Annotated in this window: 13 protein-coding genes; 12 read left to right on the top strand and 1 reads right to left on the bottom strand. The window is 71.7% G+C overall.

Annotation, left to right across the window (positions count from 1 at the left end; translation table 11 throughout):
• The first annotated feature begins 795 nt into the window (after nt 1–795).
• The 12 genes from ACWEGE_RS45410 (at nt 796) to ACWEGE_RS45465 (ending at nt 10,768) form a co-directional block, all read left to right on the top strand.
• A complete protein-coding gene (locus ACWEGE_RS45410; RefSeq protein WP_449666727.1) occupies nt 796–2,319 on the top strand; it encodes a sugar transferase in 1,524 nt (507 codons plus the stop codon).
• Nucleotides 2,320–2,543: 224 nt separating this feature from the next.
• Nucleotides 2,544–3,158 carry a malonic semialdehyde reductase gene (locus ACWEGE_RS45415; RefSeq protein WP_449666728.1) on the top strand — a complete coding sequence of 205 codons (615 nt, stop codon included), beginning with the start codon at nt 2,544–2,546 and terminating at the stop codon, nt 3,156–3,158.
• Nucleotides 3,159–3,291: 133 nt separating this feature from the next.
• Complete coding sequence (thrS, locus tag ACWEGE_RS45420) at nt 3,292–5,319, top strand: threonine--tRNA ligase (RefSeq protein WP_449666729.1); 2,028 nt, start codon at nt 3,292–3,294, stop codon at nt 5,317–5,319.
• A complete protein-coding gene (locus ACWEGE_RS45425) occupies nt 5,316–5,858 on the top strand; it encodes an HIT family protein (protein ID WP_449666730.1) in 543 nt (180 codons plus the stop codon). Before thrS ends, ACWEGE_RS45425 begins: the two co-directional genes overlap by 4 nt.
• 73 nt (nt 5,859–5,931) lie before the next feature.
• Nucleotides 5,932–6,453, top strand: a complete 522-nt coding sequence (locus tag ACWEGE_RS45430; protein ID WP_449666731.1) for a MarR family winged helix-turn-helix transcriptional regulator — start codon at nt 5,932–5,934, stop codon at nt 6,451–6,453.
• An 88-nt stretch (nt 6,454–6,541) separates the two neighbouring features.
• A complete protein-coding gene (gene pgsA, locus ACWEGE_RS45435) occupies nt 6,542–7,165 on the top strand; it encodes a phosphatidylinositol phosphate synthase (protein ID WP_449666732.1) in 624 nt (207 codons plus the stop codon).
• Complete coding sequence (locus ACWEGE_RS45440; RefSeq protein ID WP_449666733.1) at nt 7,162–8,079, top strand: phosphatidylinositol mannoside acyltransferase; 918 nt, start codon at nt 7,162–7,164, stop codon at nt 8,077–8,079. Before pgsA ends, ACWEGE_RS45440 begins: the two co-directional genes overlap by 4 nt.
• 17 nt (nt 8,080–8,096) lie before the next feature.
• A complete protein-coding gene (locus tag ACWEGE_RS45445; protein WP_449666756.1) occupies nt 8,097–9,242 on the top strand; it encodes a glycosyltransferase family 4 protein in 1,146 nt (381 codons plus the stop codon).
• Nucleotides 9,239–9,721, top strand: coding sequence for an NUDIX hydrolase (locus tag ACWEGE_RS45450; RefSeq protein ID WP_449666734.1), 483 nt, complete (start codon nt 9,239–9,241; stop codon nt 9,719–9,721). Before ACWEGE_RS45445 ends, ACWEGE_RS45450 begins: the two co-directional genes overlap by 4 nt.
• A gap of 1 nt (nt 9,722) precedes the next feature.
• Nucleotides 9,723–9,992 carry a hypothetical protein gene (locus tag ACWEGE_RS45455; protein WP_449666735.1) on the top strand — a complete coding sequence of 90 codons (270 nt, stop codon included), beginning with the start codon at nt 9,723–9,725 and terminating at the stop codon, nt 9,990–9,992.
• Nucleotides 9,989–10,240 (top strand): hypothetical protein, encoded by a 252-nt coding sequence (locus ACWEGE_RS45460; RefSeq protein WP_449666736.1) that lies wholly within the window; start codon nt 9,989–9,991, stop codon nt 10,238–10,240. Before ACWEGE_RS45455 ends, ACWEGE_RS45460 begins: the two co-directional genes overlap by 4 nt.
• Before the next feature lie 18 nt (nt 10,241–10,258).
• A complete protein-coding gene (locus ACWEGE_RS45465) occupies nt 10,259–10,768 on the top strand; it encodes an XdhC family protein (protein ID WP_449666737.1) in 510 nt (169 codons plus the stop codon).
• A gap of 129 nt (nt 10,769–10,897) precedes the next feature.
• Here ACWEGE_RS45465 and ACWEGE_RS45470 read toward each other — a convergent pair whose 3' ends face one another.
• A complete protein-coding gene (locus ACWEGE_RS45470) occupies nt 10,898–13,006 on the bottom strand; it encodes an elongation factor G-like protein EF-G2 (protein WP_449666738.1) in 2,109 nt (702 codons plus the stop codon).
• Between the last annotated feature and the right edge of the window lie 33 nt (nt 13,007–13,039).

Below are 13,039 nucleotides of genomic sequence, written 5' to 3' on the forward strand. Positions count from 1 at the left end.
CCACCGGGCGCGGGCGCGCCCGCGGCCGGCCCCCCCCCCACCGCGTGACACGGGGGGCGGGCCGGGGGGCGCCCCCCCCCCCCCGCCCCCGCCGGGGGCGAGCCCCCGGACCCCCGGAGTGGGTCACCTGTGCGGGTGAGGGTCCGGAATCGGAGTGAACGATCCGTTCGGATCTTGCGTATCTGCTTGCGAGAGTGGTTCGCGCCCCTGCCGCGGGGGCTCGCCGAACCTGCCTTCGAAGTCTGCCGCTGCGGCGGGTTTCTGTCGAACGCCAGCCTGCGGGAGGTCGGATGTGATCCTCGGCACGTCGCGACCGCGCGCCGTCCGGCCGTGACGTGTGACAGAACCTTCGCGCGTGACGGCGTGGCGACGAACGTCACGGTCGGTGGCCGTCCGGACCCGCGCCGGAGCGGTGGCGCGGCGGCCCGGTCCACTGTGGACCTTCTCGTTCCGCAGTGTCCACAGTAGAGCCCGGAAGCCGCGTTGGGCCGTTCGGCCGAGCTTCGTCCAGCCGGGTGCGGGTATCACCCTTTTCGCTACGGAACGTAATTTTCGTGGGGATACGCTCCTTCACGCATCGTCTTCATCTTGTTATCTTCCGGCCATTTTCTGGCGGGGATCTCACGCAGCATGTGGCTGGAAATCCTTGTAACACTGCCGAGAGAGTCGCCGATAACTTGCCGTGTGAAGCCTCCGCGGGCTCTGCGCGACCACCGAAATGCCGTGACTCTCCGAAGTCATCTCCGGTGACGCTGCGTGCCCGCGGCTCAATTGGATCCAGTCCCGGGAGGTCAGATGGAAGAGTCGGTGCGGCCTTCGTACACGGTGAGCCAGCCACCGCCGCACATCGACCTCCAGGCCATCCCGCGTCCCGTGAAGCGGGACGGCAACTCCGGCGACGCGGGAGGTCCGTCCGCCAAAGCTTGGCCCGCGGCCTGGGAAGCGCGGTACAGAGCCTGGGTCATCGGCAGCGACGTGTTCATCACGCTGCTGGTGATCGCCATCAGTGCGTTCGTCATCGATCGTGTTGCCCCGCACGACATGCACGCCTTCGGCACCATCCTCGCGGTGTTCGTTTCGCTGCCCGCCAGCCGGGCCTGGAGCCCGCGCGTGCTCGGCGAAGGCGCGGAGGAGTACCGCACCCTCGGCCGCGGCTTCATCACCGCCGCCGTGCTGGTCGCGCTGGGCGGCCTGCTGTTCGGCGCGCTCGAGGTCCAGGTCTGGGTGTTCATCGTGGTTCCGGCCATCGCGCTGGTCGCCTTCCCGCAGCGCTACCTGCTGCGCCAGGTGCTGCACCGCAAGCGCGCCAAGGGACTCTGCCTGCTGCCGGTGATGGCCGCCGGCAGCCCGGAAACCGTCGCGGACCTGATCGCCCGCACCCGCTCGGAAGTGCACGTCGGCTGGCGCGTCGAGGCCGCCTGCACGTTCAGCGGCCACGGCGAAGACCGCGACAGCGGCGAGATCGACGGCGTCCCGGTGGTCGGGCGGCTGGAAGAGCTGTCCCGGCACGTCCGCCGCGGCGGCTACCGGGTCGTGGCGATCACCGCCGACCAGTACTGGACGCCGAAGCGGCTGCAGCGGCTGGCCTGGGACATGGAGGGCACCGGGGCGGAGATGGTCGTGGCGCCGGTGCTGATGGAGGTCGCCGGGCCCCGCCTCAACGTCACCGGCGTGCTCGGCATGCCCCTGCTGCGGGTCACCGCGCCGATGTTCACCGGCGGCCGCCGGGTGGTGAAGGAGATCGTCGACCGCTGCGGCTCCGCGCTGCTGCTCACCCTGCTGTCGCCGCTGCTGCTGGCGATCGCGGTCGCGATCAAGCTGAACGACCGCGGCCCGGTGATCTACCGCCAGCGCCGCGTCGGCCGCGACGGCGCGACGTTCACCATGCTCAAGTTCCGGACGATGGTCACCAACGCCGACGCGATCAAGCAGACCCTGGCGGCGGACAACGAAGGCGCGGGCCCGCTTTTCAAGATGAAGCACGACCCGCGTATCACCCGTGTGGGTGGTTTCCTGCGCCGGTATTCGCTCGACGAGGTGCCGCAGCTGTTCAACGTCGTGTCCGGGAAGATGTCGCTCGTCGGCCCGCGGCCGCCGCTGCCGGAGGAAACCGAGCAGTACGCACCCGACGCCCGCCGCCGGCTGCTCGTGAAGCCGGGCCTCACCGGGCTCTGGCAGGTCAGCGGGCGCAGCGACCTGACGTGGGCGGAGAGCATCCGGTTGGACCTGCGTTACGTCGAGGACTGGTCCCTGGCGCTGGACCTGGTCATCCTCTGGAAGACGTTCCGCGCGGTGATGGGCGGACAGGGCGCCTACTGACCGTCCCAGTCGCGCTGCGCAGCACGGCCGTCGACTCCCGCCGCGGGGAGCCGGCGGCCGTGTCCGTTTCCGGGGGTCCGGGATTGCCGTCGCCGGTCGGGTGAACGCCCGGTCACGGCCCGCTCCGGGCGGCTTGTGATCCAGCCAACTGGTTGAGCGCGAAATAGTTCAACGCTCAACTTAGTTGCACGGGGTACCGACCCAACGGAAGGAAGCTCAGCCCCATGACCACCTTTGCCGAGCAGACCGAGGCCCTCGCAGTCCCCGCGGACGTCCAGAACCTGCTGTTCCGCGAGGCCCGCACGGCCAACAGTTTCAGCTCCGAGCCGGTGACCGAGGAGCAGGTCCGCGCGATCTACGACCTCGTCAAGTGGGCCCCGACGTCGATGAACACCCAGCCGCTGCGCGCGCTGGTGCTCCGGACCGCCGAGGCCAAGGCCCGCCTGCTGCCGCACATGGCCCCGGGCAACCGGGACAAGACCGAAGCCGCCCCGCTGACCGTGGTGCTCGCCGCGGACGTCGACTTCCACGAGAACATCCCGCAGGTCTTCCCGCACGCCCCCCAGGTGAAGGACAACTTCGCCGACGAGCAGGGCCGCGTCGAGTTCTCCAAGCTGAACTCGCTGCTGCAGGTCGGCTACTTCATCATCGGCGTCCGCGCCGCCGGCCTGGCCGCCGGCCCGATGACCGGCTTCGACGCCCAGGGCGTCGACGACGAGTTCTTCGCGGACAAGAAGTGGCGCTCGCTCGTCGTCGTGAACGTCGGCAAGCCGGGCGAGAACCCGTGGTTCGACCGCCTGCCGCGGCTCGACTTCGACCAGGTCGTCGAAACCCTCTGACCTCGCGCCGACCGGCCGCTTCCCCACGGGGAGGCGGCCGGTCCCGCGTTCGCGCCACGCGCGTGAGGCGCGCGAGCGCCGCCGACTAGCATCGACGGCGTCATCTCTGTCACTCCAGCTTGAGGAGCCGATCGTGTCCCAGTCGCCCCCCGTTTCCCCCGTGGCCGCCTCCCGCGTGGTGGTACCGGCGGGCACTACGGCGGGCGCGGCGGTCCGCGAAGCCGGTCTGCCGACCAAGGGCGAGGAAACGATCGTCGTGGTCCGCGACGCCGACGGCAAGCTGCGCGACCTCGCCTGGGCCCCGGAAGCCGACGCCGAGGTCGAGCCGGTCGCCGCGAACACCGAGGACGGCCGCAGCGTCATCCGCCACTCGGCGGCGCACGTGCTCGCCCAAGCGGTGCAGCAGCAGTTCCCGGACGCCAAGCTGGGCATCGGCCCGCCGGTCAAGGACGGCTTCTACTACGACTTCGCCGTCGACAAGCCGTTCACCCCGGAGGACCTGCAGGCGCTCGAAAAGCGCATGAAGCAGATCGTGAAGGGCGCCCAGCAGTTCTCCCGGCGCGTGTTCGACTCCGTCGACGAGGCCAAGAAGGAGCTCGCGGACGAGCCGTTCAAGCTCGAGCTCGTCGACCTCAAGTCCGAAGTGGACACCTCCGAGGTGATGGAGGTGGGCGAGGGCGAACTCACCATCTACGACAACCTCGACCCGCGCACCAAGGAACGTGTCTGGAGTGACCTCTGCCGCGGCCCGCACGTGCCGACGACGAAGTTCATCCCCGCGTTCACGCTCACCCGCGTCGCCGCCGCGTACTGGCGGGGTAGTGAAAAGAACCCGCAGCTGCAGCGGATCTACGGCACGGCGTGGGAGTCGGCCGAGGCCCAGGACGCCTACCTCGAGCGCATCGCCGAGGCGGAGCGCCGCGACCACCGCAAGCTCGGCGCCGAGCTGGACCTGTTCTCCTTCCCCGAGGAGATCGGCTCCGGCCTGCCGGTGTTCCACCCGAAGGGCGGCATCATCCGCCGCGAGCTGGAGAACTACTCGCGCCGCCGCCACGAGGAGGCGGGCTACGAGTTCGTGAACACCCCGCACATCAGCAAGGGCGAGCTGTTCCACACCTCCGGCCACCTGCCCTACTACGCGGACACGATGTTCCCGCCGGTGCAGTTCGACGAGGAGAACTACTACCTCAAGGCGATGAACTGCCCGATGCACAACCTGATCTTCCGCTCGCGCGGGCGGTCCTACCGCGAGCTGCCGCTGCGGCTGTTCGAGTTCGGCACCGTCTACCGCTACGAGAAGTCGGGCGTGGTGCACGGCCTCACCCGCGTGCGCGGGCTGACGATGGACGACTCGCACATCTACTGCACCAAGGAGCAGATGCCGGGCGAGCTCAAGTCGCTGCTCAAGTTCGTCCTCGACCTGCTCGCCGACTACGGTCTCTCGGACTTCTACCTCGAGCTGTCCACGCGCGGGGACTCCGACAAGTTCATCGGCGAGGACTGGGAGTGGGAGGAGGCCACCGAGACGCTGCGGCAGGCGGCGATCGACTCCGGCCTCGAGCTGGTTCCGGACCCGGGCGGCGCGGCCTTCTACGGCCCGAAGATCTCGGTGCAGGCCAAGGACGCCATCGGCCGCACCTGGCAGATGTCGACCATCCAGCTCGACTTCAACCAGAACAAGCGGTTCGAGCTCGAGTACACCGCGCCCGACGGCTCGCGTCAGCGCCCGGTGATGATCCACCGCGCCCTGTTCGGCTCGATCGAGCGCTTCTTCGGCGTGCTGACCGAGCACTACGCGGGCGCCTTCCCGGCGTGGCTTTCGCCGGTGCAGGTGGTCGGCATCCCGATCACCGCCGACCAGGTGGAGTACCTGCAGGAGGTCGAGAAGGCGCTGCGCGCCAAGGGGATCCGCGCCGAGGTCGACGCGAGCGACGACCGGATGCAGAAGAAGATCCGCACGCACACCACGCAGAAGGTGCCGTTCATGCTGCTGGCCGGCGCCAAGGACGTCGAGGCGGGCGCGGTGTCGTTCCGCTTCCGCGACGGCGGCCAGATCAACGGCGTGCCGGTGGCCAAGGCGGTCGAGGCGATCGCGGACTGGGTCGCCCGCCGCGAAAACGCGTCGCCGTCGGCCGACGCGCTGGAGACGGTCGTTCGGTGAGTGACGGTCCCGAACTCGTCGAGCAGCAGGGCATCGGGGTCCAGGACGCCTTCCAGCGGCTCTGGACCCCGCACCGGATGGCCTACATCAAAGGCCAGGACAAGCCGGACGACGAGGAGGACACCGGCTGCCCGTTCTGCCGGATCCCTTCGCTGGACGACAAAACCGGTCTGATCGTCGCCCGCGGCGACGTCGTGTTCGCGGTGCTGAACCTGTACCCGTACAACCCGGGGCACCTGATGGTGGTGCCGTACCGGCACGTCGCGGACTACACCGACCTCACGGCCGAGGAGACGCGCGAGGTCGCCGAGTTCACCCAGCACGCGATGAAGGTGATCCGCGCGGTGTCCGGGGCCCACGGGTTCAACATCGGCCTGAACCAGGGCCACATCGCCGGTGCCGGCATCGCCGCGCACCTGCACCAGCACCTGGTGCCGCGGTGGGGCGGGGACGCGAACTTCATGCCGATCATCGGGCAGACGAAGGTGCTCCCGCAGCTGCTCGGGGAGACGCGGGACCTGCTGGCCGACGGCTGGTGAGGAGGTTGTCCGGACCACGGTCCGACCGGGGAAAACTCCTGATTGAGTGTTCAACCGAGAGTATGATGGGGTTATGTCCGGAACCCGATGGCTCAGCGACGACGAACAGCGCGTCTGGCGTGAGTTCAACGCGGCCACCCGCATGCTCAGCGCGCACCTCGAAGGCCAGCTGCAGCACGACTCGGGCATGCCGCACACCTATTACGAAGTCCTCGTCGCCCTTTCCGAAGCGCCCGGCCGCCGGCTGCGGATGAGCGAGCTCGCCGACGCGCGCCAGGCGTCCCGCAGCCGCCTTTCGCACGCCGTCGCGCGGCTGGAGGCGAACGGCTGGGTGCGCCGCGAGGCGTGCCCGACCGACAAGCGCGGCGCCTGGGCCGTGCTGACCGACGACGGCTTCGCCGCGCTCGAGCAGGCCGCCCCGGGGCACGTCGAAGCCGTCCGGGAGAGCCTGTTCGACCCGCTGACGCCGGAGCAGGTGACGGCGCTCGGCGAGATCAGCGCCGCGATCCGCCGTCGGCTCTCGCCGAAGTGCGCCGCCGCGGCGGCCGCCGAAGAGGCGAGGGAGCACGAGGGCCAGCTCACGAAATCGGGCTGACCCGGGGCGGCGCGTCGGAGCCGCGCAGGTGGGTGGATAGGCTGCATTCGCCCACCCGACCCTCGTAGCCAGGTGCCTCGACGAACCGATGCTCAATATCTTCGCGCGTGCCTCCGTTTCCCGCGTCACCGATCCGATCGGCCAGGCGCTGGTCCGCGCCGGGCTGACGCCAAACGTCATGACCGTGCTCGGCACCGCCGGCGCGGTCGTCTGCGCCCTGGTCTTCTTCCCGACCGACCACCTGCTGTGGGGCACCTTCACGGTGTGGGGCTTCGCCATGCTCGACCTGCTCGACGGCGCCATGGCCCGGGCCCGCGGCTACGGCACCCCGTTCGGCGCGGTGCTCGACGCCACCTGCGACAGGCTGGTCGACGGCGCGCTGTTCGCCGCCATCGCCTGGTGGTGCTTCGTCGTGGACGACAACCGCCCGGCCGCCGCCGCGGCGCTGCTGTGCCTGGTGCTCGCCCAGGTCATCTCCTACGTCAAGGCCCGCGCGGACGCCTCCGGCCTGCCGGTCGACGGCGGGCTCGTCGAGCGCGCCGAGCGGCTGATCATCGCGCTGGTCGGCACCGGCCTGCACGGCTTCGGCATCCCGTACACCGTGGACGTGACGCTCTGGGTGCTCGCCGTCCTTTCGGTGGTCACGCTCCTGCAACGCACCGCCGCGGTGGCCAAGGCGGCCCGCGCGGCCGCCGGGGAGCAGCCGGCATGACCAGACTGAGCGAGCGGTTGAGCGCCTTCGGCTACGCGGCCGGGTGGAAGCTCGCCGGCTGGCTGCCCGCCGGGTTCGGCGGCACGGTCTTCTCGCTCGGCGCGGACCTGGCCGTCCGCCGGGACGGCGGGGGAGTGCGGCAGCTGCGCGCGAACCTCGCCCGCGTCGTGCCGCAGGCCGACCCGGTCGAAATGGACGAGCTGACGCGGCGCGCGATGCGCTCGTACGCCCGCTACTGGCACGAGACGTTCCGGCTGCCGTCGCTGGACCACAAGGAGGTCAGCGCCAAGGTCGCGGCGTCGATCACCGGGGTGGAGAACCTCGACGCGGCCCTGGCCGAGGGCAACGGCGCGGTGATGGCGCTGCCGCACAGCGGCAACTGGGACGTCGCCGGCGTCTGGCTGGCCGACTACCTCGGCGGCTTCACCACGGTCGCGGAACGGCTCAAGCCCGAGTCGCTCTACCGCCGGTTCGTCGAGTACCGGGAGTCGCTCGGCTTCGAGATCGTCCCCCTGACGGGTGACAGTTCGGCGATGCGCGTGCTGCTGAAGCGGCTGCGCGAGAACAAGGCCGTCTGCCTGGTCGGCGACCGCGACCTGACCACCAGCGGCATCCCGGTGAAGTTCTTCGGCGAGCAGGCCCGCTTCCCCGGCGGCCCGGCCCGGCTGGCCGCGACGACCGGTGCGGCGCTCATCCCGGCCGGCTGCTGGTTCACCGAGGACGGCTGGCAGATCCGGCTGCACCCGCGCATCCGGGTCACCGCGCGGGCCGAGGTCCCGGCTGCCACGCAGGCACTGGCGGACATCTTCGCCGGCGACATCGCCGCGCACCCGGCCGACTGGCACATGCTGCAGAAGTTCTGGCCTTCCGACCTCGAGGCCGCCGAGCAGGCAAGCCTCGAAGAAGCGAGCTGAGCGTGGCCGCGCGGCCGATGCGGGTCGGGATCGTGTGCCCCTACTCCTTCGACGTGCCCGGCGGGGTCCAGGGGCACGTGATCGACCTGACGAAGGCGCTCCTCGCGCGCGGCCACCAGGTGTCCGTGCTGGCGCCCGCGGACGAGGACGCGGAGCTGCCGGAGTTCGTCCACCCGGCGGGCAAGGCGCTCGGCATCCCGTACAACGGCTCGGTCGCCCGGCTGCAGTTCGGCCCGGTGTCCTACGCCCGCGTACGCCGGTGGATCCGCGAAGGCGACTTCGACGTCCTGCACCTGCACGAACCGGCCGCGCCGAGCCTGTCGCTGCTGGCGTTGCTGATCGCGGACGGCCCGATCGTGGCGACGTTCCACACCGCGACCACGCGCTCGCGCACGCTCTCGGCGTTCCAGCCCGTGCTGCGGCCGCTGCTGGAGAAGATCACCGCGCGGATCGCGGTCTCCGCGCTGGCCCGCCGCGTCCAGGTCGAGCACGCCGGCGGCGACGCCGTGGAGATCCCCAACGGCGTCGACGTCGAGTTCTTCTCCTCGGCCGCGCCGCTGCCCGGCTACCCGCGGGCCGGGGGCACGGTCGGGTTCGTCGGCCGGTTCGGCGAGCCGCGCAAGGGCATGGGCGTGCTGCTGGAGGCGCTGCGGCTGATCCTCCCGGAGTTCGAGGACCTGCGGCTGGTCGTGGTCGGCCGCGGCGACGCCGAGCAGTTGCGCCGCGACGCCGGGCCGGAGCTGGCCCCGCACCTGGAGCTGCTCGGCCAGGTCGACGACCACGTCAAGGCCCAGGCGCTGCGCAGCGTCGACGTCTACTGCGCGCCGAACACCGGCGGCGAGAGCTTCGGGATGATCCTCACCGAGGCGATGGCGGCCGGAACCCCGGTGCTGGCCAGCGGGCTCGACTCGTTCCGGCGGGTGCTCGACGACGGCCGGGCCGGGCTGCTCGTCGAGACCGGCGACCCCGAGGCGCTCGCGGACGGGCTGCGCGAGCTGCTCGGCGACCCGGCGCGCCGGGCGTCGCTGGCCGCGGCGGCGGGGGAGCGCGTCACGATGTACGACTGGTCGGTGGTGGCCACCCAGGTGCTGCGCGTCTACGAGACGGCCGTCGCGGCCGACCCGCGGCGGGTCGCGGCGCCGGAGCGGGAACTCACCCGGTGAGCGTGCTCGGCTGGCTGCTCCCCGTGCTGGCGGCGATCGTCGTGCTGGGCGGGCTGTTCCTGGTGGCGACGGCGAACCGGCTCGACCGGCTGCACGTCCGCACGGACGCCGGCTGGGCGGCGCTGGAGGCGGCACTGGCGCGGCGCGCGGTCGTCGCGCGGGCGGTCGCTTCGGTGCTGGGCGACCCCGGGCTGCGGACGTCGGCGGAGCGTGCCGAAGCGGCGCCGCGAGCGGAGCGCGAAGTGGCGGAGAACGAGCTGACGCTGGTTTTGGGTCGTATCGACCGGGCGGGCCTGCCTGCCGAGCTGGCCGAGGAGCTGACCGACGCCGAGCACCGGGTGGTGATCGCCCGCCGCGTGCACAACGACGCCGTCCGCGACACCCTGCGGCTGCGGCGGCGGCGCAAGGTGCGGTACTTCCGCCTGGCCGGGACGGCGCCGCTGCCGGAGTACTTCGAATTCGCGGAGCCGGAGGTCTGACATGTGGTGGGTGGTCGTCGAGGAGCAGCGCGGCGGCGGGGACGCGCGCGCCTGGAACGTCACGAAGACGAAGCCGGCGGGCGGCGACCGCGAGCACGCCGACGAGGTCGCGCGGCGGCTGGCGTTCTCGCACGAGCCGGTGCACCCGTCGAAGGTGACGGAGCGGAAGGTGCTGCGGGTCGCCGACGGGTACCTGGTGATCGCGACCGGCCGGACGCAGACGTTCCACTTCCGCGTGACGCTCGGCGAGACGGTGGCGGAACCGGCATGACCTGGTGGGTGGTCGTCGAGGAGCAGCGCACCTCGGAGCGGCACTGGGCGCTGTCGGAGCGGTTTTCCTTCGCCGACCAGGAGACCGCGGAGGCCGAGGCGCTGCGGCTGGCGCGCGAGTACGCGCCGGCCTACCCGTGGTCGCCGAAGTCGCGGAAGGTGCTGCGCGGCCCGGGCGGGTACGTGGTGATCGTCGAAGGCCGGACGTCGACGTTCCACTTCCGGCTGAGCGTCCTCGAAGAGGTCTGAAGCTGCCAGACTGGGGCCATGAGCGAGACCTGCGATGTCGCCCACGGCACGGCTCCGGCCGACCCGGGAGTGCGGACCCTGGTGGCGGTGTTCGCCTCGCCGGTGTCCCGGTACCTGCTGAAGTTCGCGAAGGACCTCGGGTACCACGTGGCGCTCTTCGAGCCCGAGCCCGCGCGCGTCACCGACGTGCCCGATGGCTTCGACGCGGACACCGTGCTGCCGCCGCTGGACGCGTCGGCCGACGTGGTCGTCACCGACCACCACCGGCCGGAGCTGGGCGCGGTGCTCAAGGCCGCGCTCGAAGGCGAGCCGCGGTGGGTGGGCGTGCTCGGCAACCCGCGTCACCCCGGTCCGCACGTCGCCGCCTTGCAGGGCCTCGGTGTCGCGGACGCCGACATCGCCCGCGTCCACCGCCCGGTGGGCTTGAACATCGGCTCCCGCACCCCGCCGGAAATCGCCCTGGCCACCCTCGCGGGTCTCCTGGCCGACCGCAACAACCGCCCCGGCGGCTTCGACTTCACCCCGTAACTCGCGTGCGGGAAGACCGAACTCGCGTGATCGAAGCCGTAACTCGCGTGATTGAGGCCGGACCGCCCCGAATCACGCGAGTTACGGGCCCAATCACGCGAGATCCGGTTCTGATCCCGCGAGATCCGGCTAGTGGACGGCCATTCCTTCCGGCATCGGCTCGAAGCGGGCGTGGCGGCGGGTGAAGGTCGCCGTGCCCGAGGTCATCGAGCGCAGGTCGATGAGGTAGCGGACCAGTTCGGTGGCCGGGACCTCCGCGCGGATCACCGTCCGGCCGCCGTCGCCGGCCTCGGTGCCCAGCACCCGGCCGCGCCGGGAGGACAGGTCGCCCAGCACCGTGCCCAGGTGCTCGTCCGGCAGCCGGATGGCCACCTCCTCCAGGGGTTCCAGCATCGTGATGTGGCCGTTCGCCGCGGCCTCCCGCAGGGCCAGCGCGCCCGCCGTCTGGAACGCCGCGTCCGACGAATCCACGCTGTGCGCCTTGCCGTCGACCAGCGTCACCTTGACGTCGACCACCGGGTGGCCATCGGCGAGCCCGCGCGCCAGCTGGGCCCGGACACCCTTCTCCACGCTCGGGATGAACTGGTGCGGCACCGCACCGCCGACGACCTTGTCCACGAACTGGAAGCCGCCGCCGCGCGGCAGCGGCTCGACCTCGATGTCGCAGACGGCGAACTGGCCGTGGCCGCCGGACTGCTTCACGTGCCGCCCGTGGCCCTTGGCCGGCTTGGCGAACGTCGAGCGCAGGCTGATCTTCACCGGTTCGGTGTCGACGTCCGCGCCGCCCGCGCGCAGCCGCGAGAGCACGACGTCGGCGTGGGCCTCGCCCATGCACCACAGCACCAGCTGGCCGGTCTCGGCGTTGCGGTCCAGCCGCAGCGTCGGGTCGCCCGCGACCAAGCGCGACAGGTTGCGGGCCAACGTGTCCTCGTCGCTGCGGGTCTTCGCGACCACCGCCACCGGCAGCAGCGGCTCCGGCATCGCCCACGGCTCCATCAGCAGCGGGTCGTCGGGGGAGGAGACGGTGTCGCCGGTCTCCGCCGAGCCGACCTTCGTCAGCGCGCAGAGGTCGCCCGCGACGCAGAAGGGCACCTCCCGCAAGGAAGAACCGAGCGGCGAGTACAGGTGCGCGACGCGCTCGTCGGCGTCGTGGTCCTCGTGGCCGCGCTCGGCGAGCCCGTGCCCGGACACGTGCACCGGCCGCTCGGGGCGCAACGTCCCGGAGAACACCCGGACGAGTGACACCCGGCCGACGTAGGAGTCCACGGCCGTCCGGACGACCTCCGCGGCGAGGGGGCCCGCGGGGTCGGCGGTGATCGCGGCGTGCTCGCCGCCGTCCGGCGTGGTGACTTCGGGTGGCCGGTGCTCCAGCGGGGAGGGGAACGCGCGGACGATGCCGTCGAGCACCTCGGCCAGGCCGAGCCCGCTGGTCGAGCACACCGGGATGACCGGGTGGAAGGACCCGCGCGCGACCGCGGTCTCCAGGTCGGCGATGAGGGTGGCCTCCGCGATCTCCTCGCCGGCGAGGTAGCGGTCCATCAGGGACTCGTCCTCGCTCTCGGCGATGATCCCTTCGATCAGCTCGTTGCGCGCTTCGGCCATCCGCTCCAGGTCGGCCGGGTCGGGTTCGCCGATCGTCGGCGGGTGCCCGCCGGAGTAGTCGAAGTACCGCTGGGTGATCAGCCCGACCAGGCCGTCGGCCGCCGGCAGGTACAGCGGCAGCACCCCGGCGCCGAACGCGGCCTGGCAGGCGGCGATCTCGGCCATCGCGTCGGCCCGGTGGTGGTCGAGCCGGGAGACGACGACCGCGCGCGGCATCCCCACCGCGGCGCACTCCTCCCACACCGCGACCGTCGCCGCGTCGACGCCCTCGGCCGCGGAGACGACGAACAGCGCGGCGTCGGCCGCCCGCAGCCCGGCCCGCAGCTCCCCGACGAAGTCCGCGTACCCGGGCGTGTCGATGAGGTTGATCTTGTGGCCCTGGTGCAGCACCGGCGCGACCGAGAGGCCGACCGAGCGCTGCTGGCGGACCGCCGCGGGGTCGTGGTCGCACACCGTCGTGCCGTCGACCACCGAGCCCGCCCGCGGCACCGTGCCGGAGGCGGCGAGCAGGGCTTCGGCGAGGGTGGTCTTCCCGGACCCCGCCGGACCGACGAGCACGACGTTGCGGACCTTGGCGGGGTCGTCCACAGCGACGGCGGCCCCGGTGTCGGCGTTCTTGGCTTGCTTGTCTGCCATGACGACTCCTCGGCGAACGGCTGGTGTACGGGA

It is taken from the genome of Amycolatopsis sp. NPDC004747, from assembly GCF_053601335.1.